This is a genomic window from Streptosporangium sp. NPDC050855, assembly GCF_044456585.1.
Classification (GTDB): Bacteria; Actinomycetota; Actinomycetes; order Streptosporangiales; family Streptosporangiaceae; genus Streptosporangium; species Streptosporangium longisporum.
On record NZ_JBITFY010000014.1, the window covers coordinates 60,014 to 76,515 of the forward strand.

The following is a 16,502-nucleotide window of genomic DNA, read 5'->3' on the forward strand; positions in this document are numbered from 1 at the left end:
AACCGGCTACGCTAGGTTGGCAAGTGCTCGTCGAGCGTGGAAAGACGACACTACAAGTGATCCCGCCGAGAAGACAACCGTATACGGAACACATCAAGAAGAAGGCAAGGTACGTCCTGTGGCCAGGAAAGCAGACGGGAAAGACGCAGGTCATGTGAACGGCCGCCTGGTCGACGTGACCGGGCTGACATTGGCCGATCTCGATCGGATCGAAGGCTCGCCGCTCAAGGACGCGTTGCGGCACATACTCGACGATGATGACATGGGACCCGTTGCCGGATTCTCGTCGGTCGTACGGAAACCCGGAACCTCGGCGTTGCCGAAATAAGCGATATAGAGTGTCGTAAGGGCATATCTCCTTGACCAAGGTGGCTCATGCACGGTGCCGGCCGGGAAAGCCGATCGATTCGCTCGCCGGAAACGTCCACGCCCCGGGGAGGGGCCGCGCGGGCCCGTCCCCTGCCGGTGGCACCGCGCGCGACCGGCGCCCCGCCGGTCACCGTCGCACGTGTGCCGGCCCCCCTGCCCCCGGCCCGCCGGGGAGAGGGCACGGCCGAGAACGGAAGCGGGTGAGATGACGACCACGGCCTCCGCCGGAGACCGCCCCCTTCGACCGTACGCGGGGCTGCGCTCCTACGACGGCGACGACCACGCGCTGTTCTTCGGGCGGGACCACGAGGCCCGCGAGATCGCCACCATGTGGCCGGCCACCGGTCTCGTGGTCCTCATCGGGGCGCCGGGCGTCGGGAAGTCGTCGCTCCTGCGAGCGGGCGTCCTGCCCCGCATCGACACCCGGCACGCGGACGTCCTGCCCGTCGCCCGGGTGTCGCCGCACAGGCTCCCCCGGCCGTGCCCGGACGGGCTCGGCAACGCCCACGTCCTGGCCCTGCTGTCGTCCTGGGCCCCGCGCAGGCCGCTGTCGGAGCTGGCCGGTCTGACGGTCTCGGACTTCCTGAGGGGACATCCGGAACGCGTCGACAGGTACGGCGACCCGATACCCGTCCTGGTCGCCATCGACCAGGCCGAGGAACTCTTCAGCGGTCCCGTCGACCAGGAGAGGGAGCGCCAGGAACTGCTCCTGCAGCTGACCCAGGCGGCGAGGGAGCACGCCGGGCTGCACCTGCTCCTGTCGCTGCGCGAGGAGTACCTGGCACCCATGCTGCCGTACGAGCGGCTGCTGGGCCGGAGCTCACGGACACGCTTCCGCCTGCTCCCGCTCTCGCGCGCGGCGGCCCTCGACGCCGTGACCAGGCCCCTGGAGGGGACCGGCCGCTCCTTCGCCCCCGGTGCCGCCGAACGGCTCGTCGACGGCCTGGGACCCGGTCTCCTCACCGGCCCCGACGAGGAGACCGGCACGTCCCGTACGGTCGAGCCGGTCCGCCTGCAGATCGCCTGTTCCGCGCTCTGGGACGCGCTCCCCTCCTCCCTGACGGAGATCACCGCCGGGCACGTGAACCTGCACCTGGACGTCGACGCCTTCCTGACGGGGTTCTGCGAGCGGATCCCGGCGGAGGTCGCGGCCGGATCGGGAGTGGCGGTGAACGAGATCCGCTCCTGGCTGCGCACGACCTTCGTCACCGACCCGAACAGGCACACCACCGTCGACGAGGGCCTTCACACGACCGCCGGCATGCCGAACCACGTGGTCAGGGCCCTGGAGGACCGTCACCTGCTGCGCAGCGAGCAACGGCTGGGATTCCGCCGGTACGGGTTGCTGGACGACCGCATGCTGAGCCCTCTGCGCCGGTCGCGGTCCTCGGCCACCTGCCTCGCCGACGCGCGGGCCGCGCTGGCCGAGGGGAACCGGGCGGCGGCGCGCGACCGCGCGGAGGAGGCGTGCTCGCTGGAGACCGGGGTCACCTCGGTCCGGGCCGAGGCGCTGGTGATCCTGGGCGAGGTGGCGGCGAGGGCGGGAGAGGTGGAGACCTCGCGACGTCACTTCGAGGAGGCGGCGGACATGTTCGCGAAGCTCCAGCGCTTCACCGGCGTGGCCACCGCGCTGGGCGGGGAGGGACGCCTCTGGCTCGGCCAGGGCGAGTACGACAGGGCGGTCGAGCGGCTCCATACCGCCCTGTCCTGGGCGCCCAACGATGTGCCGGTGCAGCTGGCGCTCGGTGAGGCCCTCTGGTGCCAGGGCAACCCGCGTTCGGCCCTCGCCCTGCTCAACGGGGTGGTGGCCCTGGCGAGCGACCCCCCGGCCGAGGCGCTCGCGCTGCGCGGCGAGATCTTCGCCGATCTCGACCGGCCCGTGGAGGCGCTGCGCGACCTGGAACGGGTGCGGCCGCACGGCCGTCCCGGCACGATCGCCGCCAGGGCGCTGGCCCTGGCCCTGACGCGGCGGTTCGACACCGCCGGTCAGGAGAGTCTCGACGCCCTCGCCGAGGACCCCGGCAGCGGGCCGGTCCTGCTGCGGGTCGCCCGCGTCCAGGCCATGCTGGGGTGGGTCCCGTACTCGGAGGAGCTCGTCTCGCGGGCGCTCGAAGCGGTCAGTCCCGGGCTTCCACCGCACCTCCGGAAGCAGGCCGAGGAGCTTCTGCAGGAGAGGAGAAGCGCCTGACGTCCGGGGTCGCGGCCTGCCAGATGTGGTCGAACTGCTCCACCCAGTACGCGTACCAGCGCTCGTCGCGCCCTCGGGTCAGCTCCAGGTGCATGCGCGAGGAGGTCGACGGGTTGTGGAAGCCGTGGATCTCCACGATGACCCGGCCCCTGGGCGTCTCCGGGTCGACGAGCACCAGGCTGAACCCCGGGCTGTAGGCGAGCAGGCGGTACTCGAACCCGCCCTCGACCTTCCAGCCGCCCATCAGCCGCAGGCGCTCCAGGGTCCCCTCCAGCGAGGCGGGGAGCCGCTGGACCGGGAACTCGACCGAGTCGTCCAGCTGCCTTGCGGCCAGCCGGACGGCCGCCCTCTCGGCCGGGTCGAGCACGACGATCCTGACACTGCCCTTCTCCCGCGCGAGCACCGTGGTGCGCAGCAGCTCGCAGGTCCGCGCCGACAGCAGGTTCACCGCGGACGGGGCGAAGACGCGGACGTCGCGCGCGTGGGCGAACAGCGACGACAGCGGCGCGGTGTCGTACACCGACCGGTCGTGCAGCAGGTCGGCGGGCGGGGAGCCGGGCTCGGCGGGCAGGGTGAGGCGGTAGAGCAGCAGTCCCAGCCCGGAGAACAGGACGGCCCATCGCAGGTCGTCCTCTAGCGCGTCGCTGAAGACCGACAGGAGCGCGAACGCGAAGACGACGACGGTGAGGGCGTACGCGTCGATGTGCTGGCGGGCCTTGAAATCCGCGCCGATCCTGCGCAGCCATCGCATACCGGCCCCCCAGCCCTCGGGTGCTGTCGTAGACGACTATGCCCACTGCGCGGGGAGGGGACGACCTCTGGACACGCGATGTTTCGTACCGTTTCCGGCCGGCTCGCCCCGGGCGGACGAAAGGGGTCCGGGCCCCGGGTGCGACACCGGCCGGGGCCCGGCATGGCCGGACGTGCTCTGACGTGCTCTGAGATGCTCTGACGTGCCCCGATGTGCTGTGGCGCGGGGTGGCGCGGGGCGGCGCGGCCGGATGCGACGATGCGGGCCGGGCGCTGCCGTGCGCGGCCAGGTGTGGCCGGATGCGGCCAGGTATGGCCTGATGTGGCCGCCGGGTCAGACCGCGACCGGCTGACGGCGGCGCTGCCAGAGGGCGTCGACGGCGAGGGCACCGCCACCGCTGAAGCCGATGGCCAGGGTGGTGGCGGCGAGGACCAGGACGTACTCGTAGCCGCCCTTGTCGGCGCCGAAGCCGTTGGCGCCGTGCACGAAGAGGATCGCGCCGAGCATGTTGAGCGCGAGCAGGGTGCCGAAGACGGGCAGGGCCGCGCCCAGGATGAGCGCGATGCCGCCGACGACCTCCAGGACGGCCACGGCCGGAGCGGCGACGCCCGCCAGCGGGACGCCGATCGAGTCGAAGAACGCCGTGGTCTGGGCCAGACCCATCGTCGCGAACTTCTGCCAGCCGTGCACCACGAAGACCACACCCAGGACGACGCGTGCCACCAGCAGGGTGTAGGGGCGGATCCTGTCAACCATGATGACTCCTCATGTCATTCGAATTTGTACAGAACCCTAGCGGTTAGTTCAAATTCGAACAAGCATAGGATGGACGGGTGAGCGAGACGAGATGGCTCAACGAGGCCGAGATGGCCGCGTGGATGGCCTACGTGGCCGCCACGCACCTGCTGGAGCGTCGCGTCGAGGATCAGCTGAAGGCCGACTCCGGCCTCACCCATGCCCAGTACGAGATCCTGGCGAAACTCTCCGCCTGCCCCGGGGGGCAGCTGCGGATGACGGAGCTCGCCCACAGGCTGATCGTCTCCAAGAGCGGCCTCACGTACCAGATCGGGCAGCTGGAGAGGAAAGGGCTCGTCACCCGGGCGAGTTGCCCCTCGGACGAGCGGGGCGTGCTCGCCGTGCTCACCGAGCAGGGGATGCGCTGCCTGGAGCGGACCGCGCCCGGGCACGTCGCCGTCGTGCGCGCCTTCCTGATCGACCGGCTCACCCCAGCGGAGATCGAGGCCATGCGGCAGATCATGACGAAGGCCACGGCCGCCATGGAGGCGGCACCACCCGGCCCGCTCCGCGACCCGGAACCGGGCCACGAACCGGGACCGGGAACGGGGTCGGGATCGAGAACGGGGTCAGGAGCGGATCGCGGAGCGGGGTCGGGCGAGACTCCGGGCTGACCGGCGGGTTCTCGCCGAAGCCCTCTCCCCCGGAGGACGCCGGGGCACGGGTCTCTCCTTCCCCCGGACACCGATCCTTCTCCCGGGCCTCGGACGCCCGAGCGGAGATCCCCGTCCGCCCGGGTCGGACCCCGGGAGACGAAAAAGGATCCGGTACGGCTCGCACGGGGGGCATACCGTGTGAGCCGTACCGGATCACGCCACATCGCCGGGTCAGGCGGCGGTGCAGCCGATCTGAGAGGGTGCCTGGTTGCTCCCGGACCAGCTGCCGGTGAACCCGAAGGTCGCCGAGGCGCCCGCGGGGAGGGAGCCGTTGTGGGAGACGTTGCGCACCGAGACACCCGCGCCGCTCTGGGTGTGCTGGCCGTTCCAGAGCTGGGTGATGCGCTGGTCACCCGGGAAGGACCAGGTCACCGTCCAGCCGGACAGCGGCGCGGTGCCGGTGCTCTTCACCGTCACCTCGCCCTGGAAACCGCCCTGCCAGGAACCGGCCACCTTGTAGGAGGCCGTGCAGGCCTGTCCGGCGGTCGGCGTGACGGTCGGGGTCGGCGTGGGGGTGGGCGTGACGGTCGGGGTCACCGTGGGCGTGGGGGTGGGTTCCGGCCGGCCCGCCAGGGCCAGCTCGTAGGCGCGCTGCGGCACGAACTGGCCCGCACCGGCGATGCACCCGTCCGCCTCGCCCGGCAGCTTGATCCACAGGAACGCGTCGATCATCGGGTCGCCGGTGGCGTTGGTGCTGGGCGTGCCGATGGCCCGGCCTGCCGGGTCGCACCACTCGCTGCCCGCGGGGCCGTTGCCGTTGCGGCTGGTGTCGATCACGGCGCGCAGCCGGGAGACGCCGGTGGCGGAGATGATGTTCTTGGCGTACGCGACCTCGGTGGAGGTCAGCCGGTAGTTGGAGACGTTGAGGGAGATGCCGTCGGCGCTGTTCGCGACGTCCGCGGCCCTCAGCCGGGCGGCGGCCTCACCGGGCGAGAGCCATCCCGAGTGCCCGATGTCGAAGTAGACCTTGGCCGCGGAGGACCCGGCCTTCAGCTTCTTCCCGGCGTACGCCATGGAGGCGTTGGTCTCCTGCTGCTGCGAGGAGCTCATGCAGTTGGTCATGATCGGGAGCACGTCGGGCTCCAGGATGATCGACGCCGGGCGTCCCTGCAGGCCGGCGGCGACCTCGTCGATCCACTGCCGGTAGGCCGTGTGGTTGGGAGCACCGCCCGTGCTGGCGCCGCTGCAGTCGCGGTTGGGGATGTTGTACACGACGAGGATGGGGATCTTGCCCGCGGCGGCCGCGGCGCCGACGAACGACGACACCTGGCCACGGACCGTGGAGGTGTTGGTGGTGGTGTACCAGCGGGCCTGCGGCACGGAGGCGATCCGGTCGCGGATGACCGCGGCCCTGGAGTCACCGGGGTTGGCCGCGACCCACTTGGCGGCGTTGGTCTCGGGGTCCACGTAGAACGGCGAGTCGGCGGCGGACGCGCTGGAGGCGACGGCGACGGCCGTCCCTGACATGATCGCGACGGCCGCGCAGAGCGTGGCGAGGATTGACCTTCTCGGCATGGAGCAGGCTCCTTCGGGGGAGATGTGGGAGCGCTCCCACCTTAGGTGCGCGGGTGCCCCGGAACCCAGCGCCGAGCGCTCCGTCCTCACACCACGCCGCGCTGACCTGTGCGAACACGGGTCACCACCGATGAAAGTTTCAGTACTTCCGGCCCGGCGGCCTCGCCCGGCCGGGAGGGCGCCGGGAAAACCGGAAAAATTCCTCCGGCGGCGAGGGTAAGCGCACCGCTCCGGACCCACCGCTCCGAGCCCGTCGGCCCGGGCTCCACCGCTCCGGATTCACTCCTCCGAGCCGACGGCCCGGACCCTCCGCTCCGGGCCGCCGCTCCGCGTTCACGTTCCACGCGGCGGTCCCGTTCCACGTGACGGTCCCGTTCCACGTGACGGTCCCGTTCGCTCAGGCGGACGGGACCCCCGTCCTCGTACGCCTCAGAGGTCCCCGATCCCCAGCTGACGGGCGATCAGCATGCGCTGGACCTCGCTGGTGCCCTCGCCGATCTCCAGGATCTTGGCGTCCCGGTAGAAGCGGCCGACCGGGTACTCGTTCATGAACCCGTAGCCGCCGAAGATCTGGGTGGCGTCGCGGGCGTTGTCCATGGCGGCGTCACCGGCGACCAGCTTGGCGATGGCCGCCTCCTTCTTGAACGGCTCGCCCGCGAGCATCTTCTCGGCCGCGTGGTAGTAGGCCAGGCGGGCGGTGTGGGTCCGCACCTCCATGTCGGCGACCTTGAACTGGATGGCCTGGTAGTGGCCGATGGGGTGACCGAACGCCTGGCGCTCGCGGACATAGCGCAGCGACTCGTCCACGCAGCCCTGGGCCAGCCCGACCGACAGGGCGGCGATGGCGACGCGGCCCTCGTCGAGGGTCTGCAGGAACTGCGCGTACCCGCGCCCGCGCTCGCCGAGCAGGTTGCCCGCCGGGACCCGGCAGTCGGTGAAGGAGAGCTCGCGGGTGTCGGAGCAGTTCCAGCCCACCTTGGAGTACTTCTTCGAGACGGTGAGACCGGGGGTGCCGGACGGCACCAGGATGGTGGAGATCTCCTTCTTGCCCCCGGCCCGCTCGCCGGTGATCGCGGCCACGCCGATGACGCCGGTGATGTCGGTGCCGGAGTTGGTGATGAACGCCTTCGACCCGTTGATCACCCACTCGTCGCCGTCGAGCACGGCGGTGGTGCGCATGCCGCCGGGCACGTCGGAGCCGCCGCCCGGTTCGGTGAGGCCGAACGCGCCCAGCATCTCGCCGGAGGCCAGCTTGGGCAGCCACTCGGCGCGCTGCTCGGGGGTGCCGAACCGGTGGATCGGCATCGCGCCCAGCGACACCGCGGCCTCCACGGTGATCGCCACGCTGGAGTCGACCCGGGCCAGCTCCTCCAGGGCCAGGCAGAGCGCGAAGTAGTCGCCGCCCATGCCGCCGTGCTCCTCGGGGATCGGCAGCCCGAACAGGCCCATCGCGCCCATCTGCCGCACGATGTCGTAGGGGAACTCCTCGCGCTCGTAGAGGTCCCCGATCACCGGGGCGACCACGTCGCGGGCGAACGCCTCGACGGTCTTGCGCAGGTCCTCGTACTCTTCGGTCAGCTTCGGCATGGTCACTCCTTGACGTTGTCGGCGGTCGTGCCCTGACCCGGGACCGGGGCGGTGGCCTGGTCCTGTGACCCGGCGGGGCGGGTGCCGCCCAGTGCCTGGACGACCCGTGAGGGGCTGGGGCGGCCGAGCCGCGCGGCCAGCCAGGTGCTGGTCTCCACCAGTGACGCGAGGTCCAGCCCGGTCTCGACGCCGAGACCGTGCAGCATCCAGACCAGGTCCTCGGTGGCGAGGTTGCCGGTGGCGCTCTCGGCGTACGGGCAGCCTCCGATGCCTCCGGTGGAGGCGTCGACCACGGTCACGCCCTCGCGCAGGGCGGCGAGGGTGTTGGCCAGTGCCTGGCCGTAGGTGTCGTGGAAGTGCACCGCGAGCCCGGCGGGGCCGCCGAACGCCTCGATCAGCGCGGCCACGTGGCCCGGGGTGCCGACGCCGACGGTGTCGCCGAGCGAGAGCTCGAAGCAGCCCAGGTCGAGCAGCCGGCGCCCGACGGAGACGACCTGGCCGATCGGGGTGGGCCCCTCCCACGGGTCGCCGAAGCACATCGACACGTACGCCCGGACCCTCAGCCCGTGCGCCAGCGCCCGCGCGATCACCGGCTCGAACATGTCGAACTGCGACTCCAGCGTCCGGTTGAGGTTCCTGGCCGCGAACGTCTCGGTGGCGCTGGCGAAGACCGCGATCTCCTGGACGCCGTGTTCGAGGGCGCGGTCGAGGCCGCGGTCGTTGGGCACGAGCACCGGGTAGCGGACCCCCGGCACCCGTTCCATGCTCTCCAGCAGCTGCGAGGCGTCGGCGAGCTGGGGCACCCACTTGGGGTGCACGAAGCTGGTGGCCTCGATCACGCGGTGCCCGGCCGCGGCGAGCCGGGCGATGAACTCGGCCTTGACCTCGACGGGTACGATCACGGACTCGTTCTGCAGCCCGTCGCGCGGCCCGACCTCGTGGATCGTGATCCGCTCGGGCAGCCCGGCCGCCCGGACCGGGTACGGTTCGCGCGTCACGGCTCCTCCCCGCGGACCACGGCCAGCACGGCGTCCATGGCGACGGCCTGGCCCGCCCGGACCCGCAGTTCCTCCACGACCCCGTCGATCGGCGCGGTCACGGTGTGCTCCATCTTCATCGCCTCCACGATGAGCAGCGGCTGTCCCTGGGCGACCCGGTCCCCCGGCGCGGCCTTGACCACCAGGACGGTGCCCGGCATCGGGCTGCGGACCTGCCCGTCCCCGGCGCCGCCCGCGCCCGCCCGGTCGGCGGGGTCGCCCAGGTGACGGCGGGTGAGGGCCCAGGCGTCGCCGTCGCGGGCGAGCCAGACCGTGTCGCCGTCCAGGGCGGCGGCGTAGCGCCTGGCGGTCTCGCCGACGGTGACGATCACATCCTCTCCCGCGTCGGCCAGCCGTGCCCGTACGGTCACCGGCCCGGCCGAGCCGTCGCCGGACGATCCGGGGCCGTCACCGGACGGCCGGGGGTCGGCGCCGGAGCCGGACGGGGCGGAGCCGGGCAGCCGGATCTCCGCCCCGGAGGCCGGCAGGCCGCGGACGCGGAGCTCGTGGACGCCGTCGCGGCCCTCCAGCCGGTGGACGGTCCACGCCGCCTCGCCCAGCCGCCAGCCGTCGGGGACGTCCCACGGGTCGGCCGGTGCCGCGGGGACGTGCTCGCGGTGCAGCAGGAGCGCGGCGGCGGCCAGGACGTCGGCGGGGACGCCCCCGGCGGGGATCAGCTCGTCCAGGTGACGCTCGACGAGGCCGGTGTCCAGGTCCCCGGCGACCACCGCGGGGTGGGCGATCAGCGCCCGCAGGAACGCGACGTTGGTGGGAACGCCCAGCACCGCCGTGGCCGCGAGCGCCCCGTCCAGCCTGCGCAGCGCGCTCGCCCGGTCCTTGCCCCAGGCGATGACCTTCGACAGCATCGGGTCGTAGTCGCTGCCGACCACGCCGCCGGTCACCAGGCCGGAGTCGACGCGCACGCCGCGTGGCTCGCGCAGCGCCAGCACCCGGCCTCCGGTCGGCAGGAAGCCCCGGGAGGGGTCCTCGGCGTAGACGCGGGCCTCCACGGCGTGGCCGTTGAGGTGGACCCGGTCCTGGGTGATCGGGAGCCGCTCGCCCGCGGCGACCCTGAGCTGGAGCTCGACCAGGTCCAGCCCGGTCACCAGCTCGGTGACCGGATGCTCGACCTGCAGCCGGGTGTTCATCTCCATGAAGTAGTAGTCGCCGGTGGAGCCCTGGACGATGAACTCGACCGTCCCGGCGCCGGTGTAGCCGACCGATCGGGCGGCCTCGACCGCGGCGGCGCCCATGGCGGCCCTGGTGGCGGCGTCCAGCAGCGGGGACGGCGCCTCCTCGATGATCTTCTGGTGGCGGCGCTGCAGGCTGCACTCGCGCTCGCCCAGGTGGACGATGCCGCCGTGCGCGTCGGCCATCACCTGGATCTCGATGTGCCGGGGGTTCTCCACGAACCGCTCGATCAGCAGGGTGGAGTCGCCGAACGCGGCCGCGGCGGTACGTCGGGCGGAGGCCAGCGCGTCGGGCAGCTCCTCGGCGGAGCGGACCAGCACCATGCCCTTGCCACCGCCGCCCGCCGAGGGCTTGATCAGCGCGGGGAACCCGACCCGGACGGCGGCCTCGGCCAGGTCGTCGTCGGGCTCCGCGCCGCCCGGGACGACCGGGACGCCCGCGGCGGAGACGGTCGCCTTCGCGCGGATCTTGTCGCCCATCGCCTCCACCGCCTCCGGCGGCGGGCCGACGAAGACCAGCCCGGCCCCTGCGCAGCGCCGGGCGAAGTCGGCGTTCTCGGCGAGGAACCCGTATCCGGGGTGGACGGCCCGGGCGCCGGTGGCCGCGGCGGCGGCGAGGATGCCGTCGATGTCCAGGTAGCCGCCGGGCAGGCGTACCGCGACGTCGGCCTCGCGGACGTGCGGCGCTCCGGCGTCGGCGTCGCTGTGCACGGCGACCGAGCGGATGCCCAGCCGCCTGAGGGTGCGGGTGATCCGCAGGGCGATCTCGCCGCGATTGGCGACGAGCACGGTGTCGAACATCCGGGGAGACTCCGAGGGGTGTGTCATGGTCGCGGTCACATCCGGAAGACGCCGTAGCCGACGGGGTCGAGGGGGGCGTTGGCCGAGGCGGACAGGGCCAGGCCCAGGACGGTGCGGGTGTCGAGGGGGTCGATGACCCCGTCGTCCCAGAGCCGGGCGGTGGAGTAGTAGGGGTTGCCCTGCTCCTCGTACTGCGCGCGGATGGCGTCGGGGTCGGCGTCGCCCACGGTGGACAGCACGTTGGCGGCCTGCTCGCCGCCCATCACCGAGATGCGCGCGTTCGGCCACATCCACAGGAAGCGGGGCGAGTAGGCCCGCCCGGCCATCGCGTAGTTGCCGGCCCCGAACGAGCCGCCGACCACCACGGTGAACTTGGGCACCCGGGCGCAGGCGACGGCGGTGACCATCTTCGCGCCGTGCTTCGCGATGCCGCCCGCCTCGTACGCCTTGCCGACCATGAACCCGCTGATGTTCTGCAGGAACAGCAGCGGGATGGAGCGCCGGTCGCACAGCTCGATGAAGTGGGCGCCCTTGAGGGCCGACTCGGCGAACAGGATGCCGTTGTTGGCGACGATCCCGACGGGGTGGCCGTGGACGCGGGCGAACCCGGTGACGAGCGTGCTGCCGTACTCGGCCTTGAACTCGCCGAACCGGCTGCCGTCGACGACGCGGGCGATGACCTCCCGGACGTCGTAGGGCGTGCGGGTGTCGGCGGGGACGATGCCGTACAGGTCGCGGGGGTCGTGCGCGGGCTCCTCGGGCTCGGCGCGCTCCCACGGGGCGGGGGTGCGCGGCCCGAGGGTGGAGACGATGTCGCGGACGATCCGCAGCGCGTGGCGGTCGTCGTCGGCGAGGTGGTCGGTGACGCCGCTGACCCGGGCGTGCAGGTCGCCGCCGCCCAGCTCCTCGGCGCTGACCTCCTCGCCGGTGGCGGCCTTCACCAGCGGAGGCCCGCCCAGGAAGATGGTGCCCTGGTTGCGGACGATCACCGCCTCGTCGCTCATCGCCGGGACGTACGCGCCGCCCGCGGTGCAGGAGCCGAGGACCGCGGCGATCTGCGGGATGCCGCGCGCCGACATGGTCGCCTGGTTGTAGAAGATCCGCCCGAAGTGCTCGCGGTCGGGGAAGACCTCGTCCTGCCGGGGCAGGAAGGCGCCGCCGGAGTCGACGAGGTAGACGCACGGCAGGTTGTTGTGGAGGGCGACCTCCTGGGCCCGCAGGTGCTTCTTGACGGTGATCGGGTAGTAGGTGCCGCCCTTGACGGTGGCGTCGTTGGCGACCACCACGCACTCGCGGCCCGAGACGCGGCCCACCCCGGTGATGATCCCGGCCGCGGGGGCCTGGTCGCCGTACATCCCGCCCGCGGCGAGCTGGGAGAGCTCCAGGAAACGCGAGCCGGGGTCGAGGAGGGAGTCGACGCGGTCGCGGGGCAGCAGTTTGCCCCGGGAGACGTGCCGGGCGCGCGCCTTCTCGGAGCCGCCCAGCGCCGCGACGGCGAGGCGCTCCCTGAGGTCGGCCACGAGGCCCTCGTTGACCTCGGCGTTGCGTTTGAAGCCCTCACCGCCCGGGTCGCAGGTGCTCCGCAGCACCGGCCAGCCACTCATCCGAGCCTCCCTCGTACGGCTCCGTCGCCGCTGTGTCACCACCGTGTCGCCGGGCCACCGTCGTGTCGCCGTCATCGCCGTCATCGCGTCATCGCCGCCCGGCCGCCGGGTCCGGCGCCGTGCCGGACGCCTTCTCGTGCCGCCTTACGACGCCTCAGGGCGGCGTAGGGCGCCACAGGTCTCGTGGTCGTCCGTCGTCCGTGCGGCGTCCGCCCGGTGACCGGCGCCTTCACGGCCGATGTTAGTCATCATTAACGTTACCGTCTACCATGCGAGGGGTGACGACCGATCGGACCCCCACCCGCGTCCGCGGCTCGCGGCGCGCGGAGATCCTCGACGCCGCGGCCGCGCTGTTCGCGGCGCGCGGCTTCCACGGCGTCTCGATCGAGGACATCGGCGCCGCGGTCGGCACCTCGGGCCCGGCCCTCTACCGCCACTTCAGCGGCAAGGAGGCGTTGCTCGCGGAGATGCTACTGGACGTCAGCGAGCGCCTGCACACCTCCGGGGCGCGCCGGGTGACCGAGGCCGCCGACGCCGAGGAGGCACTGGACTCCCTGCTCGGCTGCCAGATCGAGTTCGCGCTGAACCATCCGGCGCTGATCACGGTGCACGACCGGGAGCTGGGCAACGTTCCCGAGCCCGCGCGCCGGCGGATCCGCCGCCTCCAGCGGCTGTACGTCGAGGAGTGGGTCACCGTGCTGAGCGAGCTGTATCCCGGCCGCTCCCAGGCGAGCCTGCGCGCCGCCACGCACGCCGTCTTCGGGCTGCTGAACTCCACCCCGCACAGCGCCGGGGAGCTGCCGCCCGCCGCCATGGCCGAGCTGCTGCGCGGCATGGCCCGCGCGGCGCTGGCCGCCCTCTCGGTTAGGAACCGCTAACCCGACAGGGCTTCGCGGAGAGCGACGGGACGCCGGTGCCGTGCCGGCCCGCGCGCCCGCGGCCGGGTGCCCTCCCCGGGCTCCACGTCGGACGCGAGTACGTCCTGCGGCTTTCGGCCACCGATGCCGAGATCCCAGGACGGACCAATGAAGATGTCACCCTTTACGTAAGTAGCTATTTATTTCGTACGATCAAGCGATAAGTCCTACAAATTGGCATTAATGGCTGCCGAGTGGGACCGGTCCACTGAGCTGGGAGCATCAAAGATGTGAAGGTTCGGGACGGCGTCCGCCGATGAGGACATAATCGGGCTGTGGCGCGCGACACTGTTGAGACCCGTTTCACCGAGGCCGTGACCGCCCTCTCCCCCGGGGCGCCACGTGATCCCGGCCTGCCCGTACGGGACGGCACGACCCTGACCGGGGCCCGCTGCCGGGAGCTGTTCGAGTTCCAGCTCGGCAGCAGGCTGCTGGACGTCACCGCCCGCTGGCTGCGCGAGCAGGGCCAGGGTTTCTACACCATCGGCTCGGCCGGGCACGAGGGCAACGCCGCGGTCGCCGCCGCGCTGCGCGTCACCGATCCCGCCCTGCTGCACTACCGCTCCGGCGCCTTCTACCTCACCCGCTCGGCGATGGCCGGGCGGCTGCCCGAGGAGGGGCTGCGCGACGTGCTGCTCGGCCTGACCGCCTCGGCCGAGGAGCCGATCTCGGGCGGGCGGCACAAGGTCTTCGGCCACCCCGACCTGGCGGTGATCCCGCAGACCTCCACGATCGCCAGCCACCTGCCGCGCGCGGTGGGCGTGGCCTTCGCCATCGAGCGCGCCCGCCAGCTCGGCCTGCCGGGGCGGTGGCCGGCCGACGCGATCGCGGTGTGCAGCCTGGGCGACGCCTCGATGAACCACGCCAGCGCGCTGACCGGGATCAACACCGCCGCCTACGGGGCGTACCAGAAGCTGGCGCTGCCGGTGCTGTTCGTCTGCGAGGACAACGGCCTGGGGCTGAGCGTGCGCACCCCCGACGGCTGGGTCGAGGCCGCCCGCCACCCGGCGATCAGGTACTTCGAGGCCGACGGCTGCGACCTGGCGGACGTCCACGACGTCGCGCGGGCCGCCGCGGACCACGTACGCGAGACCCGCTCCCCCGCCCTGCTGCGTGTCGGCACCGTCCGGCTGATGGGTCACGCCGGCTCGGACGTGGAGCTGTCCTACCGGAGCAAGCGCGAGATCGACGCCGACCTGCTGCGCGACCCGCTCGTCACCACCGCGAGGCTGCTCGTCGAGGCGGGCCTGGCCACCCCCGACGGCCTGCTGCTGCACTACGAGACCACGCGCGAGCACCTGTTCAAGATGGCCATGGAGAGCTCGCGGCGGCCCCGGCTGACCTCGGCCGCCGAGATCGTCGGGCCGCTGGCCCCGCGCACCCCGGCCGCCGTCGCGGCGGCGAGCACGACGGCCGCGGCGCCGGACACCAGGACGAGGGCGTTCGGCGGCAGGCTCCCCGAGCAGGAGGGGCCGCTGACCTTCTCCCAGGCGGTCAACCGCACCCTGGTCGACGCGCTGGCCGCCCATCCCGACACGCTGGTCTTCGGGGAGGACGTGGCGCGCAAGGGGGGCGTCTACGGCGTCACCCGCGGCCTGCAGAAGCGCTTCGGGCTCGGCCGGGTCTTCGACACCCACCTCGACGAGCAGGCGGTGCTGGGCCTGGCGCTCGGCTCGGGCGTCTCCGGCCTGCTGCCGGTGCCCGAGATCCAGTACCTGGCCTACCTGCACAACGCCCTGGACCAGATCCGCGGCGAGGCCGCGACCCTGCAGTTCTTCTCGCGGGGGGCCTTCCGCAACCCGATGGTGGTGCGGGTCGCCTCGTACGCCTACCAGAAGGGGTTCGGCGGCCACTTCCACAACGACAACTCCGTCGCCGCGCTGCGCGACATCCCCGGGCTGGTGGTGGCCTCCCCGGCCCGTCCCGACGACGCCGCCTCGATGCTGCGCAGCTGCCTGGCCGCCGCCCGTACCGACGGCAGCGTCTGCGTCTTCCTCGAACCCATCGCCCTGTACAACACCCGCGACATGTTCGAGGACGGCGACGGCGGCTGGCTCTCCCCCTACGCCCCCCCGGCCCGCTGGGCGGAGACGCACGTCCCGATCGGCCGCGCCCGCAGCTACGGCGACGGCCGCGACCTGACCATCGTCACCTTCGGCAACGGCCTGCGGATGAGCCTGCGCGCCGCGGTCAGGCTGACCGCCGAGGGGTACGGCTGCCGCGTCCTGGACCTGCGCTGGCTCTCCCCCCTGCCGGTGGAGGACCTGATGCGGGCCGCCGACCTGACCGGCAGGGTGCTGGTCGCCGACGAGACCCGCCGCACCGGGGGCGTCTCCGAGGGCATCGTCACCGAGCTGCTCGACGCGGGCTTCACCGGCAGGATCGCCCGGGTGACCTCCCGCGACAGCTTCGTCCCGCTGGGCGAGGCCGCCGGGCACGTGCTGCTGTCGGAGGACGAGATCGAGACGGCCGCACGCAAGCTGCTCGGCCGACCCGCCAGGGTCCCGTGAGCGGCCCGGCCGAAATCCCGGAAAACCGCCTCGCGACGGTGACGTCTCGTGTTCAATCTGTGCCACGTCGTCACGGACCACGGCCCCGGTCCCGCGACGGTCATCCCTCCGCATCCCCCTGATCAGGAGGTAACATGCCCGACGTGGCGATCAAGAACACCGGTCAGCGCGTGGCGGACCTGGAGGCCTGGGCCTTCCGGACGGGTTCCGACCTGGCCGGCATCAAGGAGACCCTGAACGATCTCCCCACGATCATCCGTGAGGAGATCGTGACGTACACCGCGCCGATGTTCGAAGAGATCATGAACAGGATGGCGACCAGGGAGGACCTCTCCGCGCTGTCCGCCAAGGTCGACGGCCTGGACGTCAAGGTCGACGGCCTGGAGACCAAGGTCGACGGCCTGGAGGTCCGGATGGGCGCCATGGAAGGCGCCATGGGTTCCATGAACACCCGCATGGACTCCCTGGAAAGCTCCATGGGTTCCATGAACACCCGGATGGACTCCATGGAGGGACGCATGGACTCCATGGAGGGCAAGCTGGATCTGATCCTGACCAGGCTCGGCTGATCGCGCCGGCGGG

13 protein-coding genes are annotated in these 16,502 nt (G+C 72.3%); 6 read left to right on the forward strand and 7 right to left on the reverse strand.

Annotated elements, in window-relative coordinates:
* Window positions 1-118: 118 nt before the first annotated feature.
* Both ACIBCT_RS26395 and ACIBCT_RS26400 read left to right on the forward strand, forming a co-directional pair.
* On the forward strand, window positions 119-328 hold the full coding sequence (locus tag ACIBCT_RS26395; protein ID WP_344900482.1) for a hypothetical protein: 210 nt from the start codon (window positions 119-121) through the stop codon (window positions 326-328).
* Between the two features lie 246 nt (window positions 329-574).
* Window positions 575-2,557, forward strand: a complete 1,983-nt coding sequence (locus ACIBCT_RS26400; protein ID WP_399192902.1) for a tetratricopeptide repeat protein — start codon at window positions 575-577, stop codon at window positions 2,555-2,557.
* Here the strand turns inward: ACIBCT_RS26400 and ACIBCT_RS26405 are convergent.
* Together ACIBCT_RS26405 and ACIBCT_RS26410 are read right to left on the reverse strand one after the other, a co-directional pair.
* Complete coding sequence (locus ACIBCT_RS26405) at window positions 2,487-3,308, reverse strand: hypothetical protein (RefSeq protein WP_399192904.1); 822 nt, start codon at window positions 3,306-3,308, stop codon at window positions 2,487-2,489. The genes ACIBCT_RS26400 and ACIBCT_RS26405 overlap by 71 nt on opposite strands.
* A 333-nt stretch (window positions 3,309-3,641) precedes the next feature.
* Window positions 3,642-4,064 carry a DoxX family protein gene (locus ACIBCT_RS26410; RefSeq protein WP_399192906.1) on the reverse strand — a complete coding sequence of 141 codons (423 nt, stop codon included), beginning with the start codon at window positions 4,062-4,064 and terminating at the stop codon, window positions 3,642-3,644.
* 77 nt (window positions 4,065-4,141) lie between these two features.
* Here ACIBCT_RS26410 and ACIBCT_RS26415 point away from each other — a divergent pair, with 77 nt between their 5' ends.
* Window positions 4,142-4,717, forward strand: a complete 576-nt coding sequence (locus ACIBCT_RS26415) for a MarR family winged helix-turn-helix transcriptional regulator (protein ID WP_399192908.1) — start codon at window positions 4,142-4,144, stop codon at window positions 4,715-4,717.
* 213 nt (window positions 4,718-4,930) lie between these two features.
* On the opposite strand, the gene ACIBCT_RS26420 is transcribed toward ACIBCT_RS26415, so the two are convergent.
* The 5 genes from ACIBCT_RS26420 to ACIBCT_RS26440 all read right to left on the reverse strand — a co-directional run bounded on the left by ACIBCT_RS26420 (window position 4,931) and on the right by ACIBCT_RS26440 (window position 12,493).
* The gene (locus tag ACIBCT_RS26420; protein ID WP_399192910.1) at window positions 4,931-6,274 is read right to left on the reverse strand and encodes a glycoside hydrolase family 6 protein; all 1,344 of its coding nucleotides are present in this window, start codon (window positions 6,272-6,274) and stop codon (window positions 4,931-4,933) included.
* A 429-nt stretch (window positions 6,275-6,703) separates the two neighbouring features.
* Entirely contained in the window at window positions 6,704-7,861 is a 1,158-nt protein-coding gene (locus tag ACIBCT_RS26425) for an acyl-CoA dehydrogenase family protein (protein ID WP_399192912.1), read from the reverse strand.
* Window positions 7,862-7,863: 2 nt separating this feature from the next.
* Window positions 7,864-8,859: a hydroxymethylglutaryl-CoA lyase gene (locus ACIBCT_RS26430; RefSeq protein WP_399192914.1), complete on the reverse strand. Its 996-nt coding sequence runs from the start codon at window positions 8,857-8,859 to the stop codon at window positions 7,864-7,866.
* Entirely contained in the window at window positions 8,856-10,889 is a 2,034-nt protein-coding gene (locus ACIBCT_RS26435; RefSeq protein WP_399192916.1) for an acetyl/propionyl/methylcrotonyl-CoA carboxylase subunit alpha, read from the reverse strand. The genes ACIBCT_RS26430 and ACIBCT_RS26435 overlap by 4 nt, the downstream gene beginning before the upstream one ends.
* A gap of 35 nt (window positions 10,890-10,924) precedes the next feature.
* The gene (locus ACIBCT_RS26440) at window positions 10,925-12,493 is read right to left on the reverse strand and encodes a carboxyl transferase domain-containing protein (RefSeq protein WP_399192918.1); all 1,569 of its coding nucleotides are present in this window, start codon (window positions 12,491-12,493) and stop codon (window positions 10,925-10,927) included.
* 269 nt (window positions 12,494-12,762) lie between these two features.
* Here ACIBCT_RS26440 and ACIBCT_RS26445 point away from each other — a divergent pair, with 269 nt between their 5' ends.
* From ACIBCT_RS26445 to ACIBCT_RS26455, 3 genes are all read left to right on the forward strand, one after another.
* The gene (locus tag ACIBCT_RS26445; protein ID WP_399192920.1) at window positions 12,763-13,371 is read left to right on the forward strand and encodes a TetR/AcrR family transcriptional regulator; all 609 of its coding nucleotides are present in this window, start codon (window positions 12,763-12,765) and stop codon (window positions 13,369-13,371) included.
* A 314-nt stretch (window positions 13,372-13,685) separates the two neighbouring features.
* Entirely contained in the window at window positions 13,686-15,920 is a 2,235-nt protein-coding gene (locus ACIBCT_RS26450; RefSeq protein WP_399192922.1) for a thiamine pyrophosphate-dependent enzyme, read from the forward strand.
* Window positions 15,921-16,054: 134 nt separating this feature from the next.
* Window positions 16,055-16,489 carry a hypothetical protein gene (locus ACIBCT_RS26455; protein WP_399192924.1) on the forward strand — a complete coding sequence of 145 codons (435 nt, stop codon included), beginning with the start codon at window positions 16,055-16,057 and terminating at the stop codon, window positions 16,487-16,489.
* Window positions 16,490-16,502 lie beyond the last annotated feature (13 nt).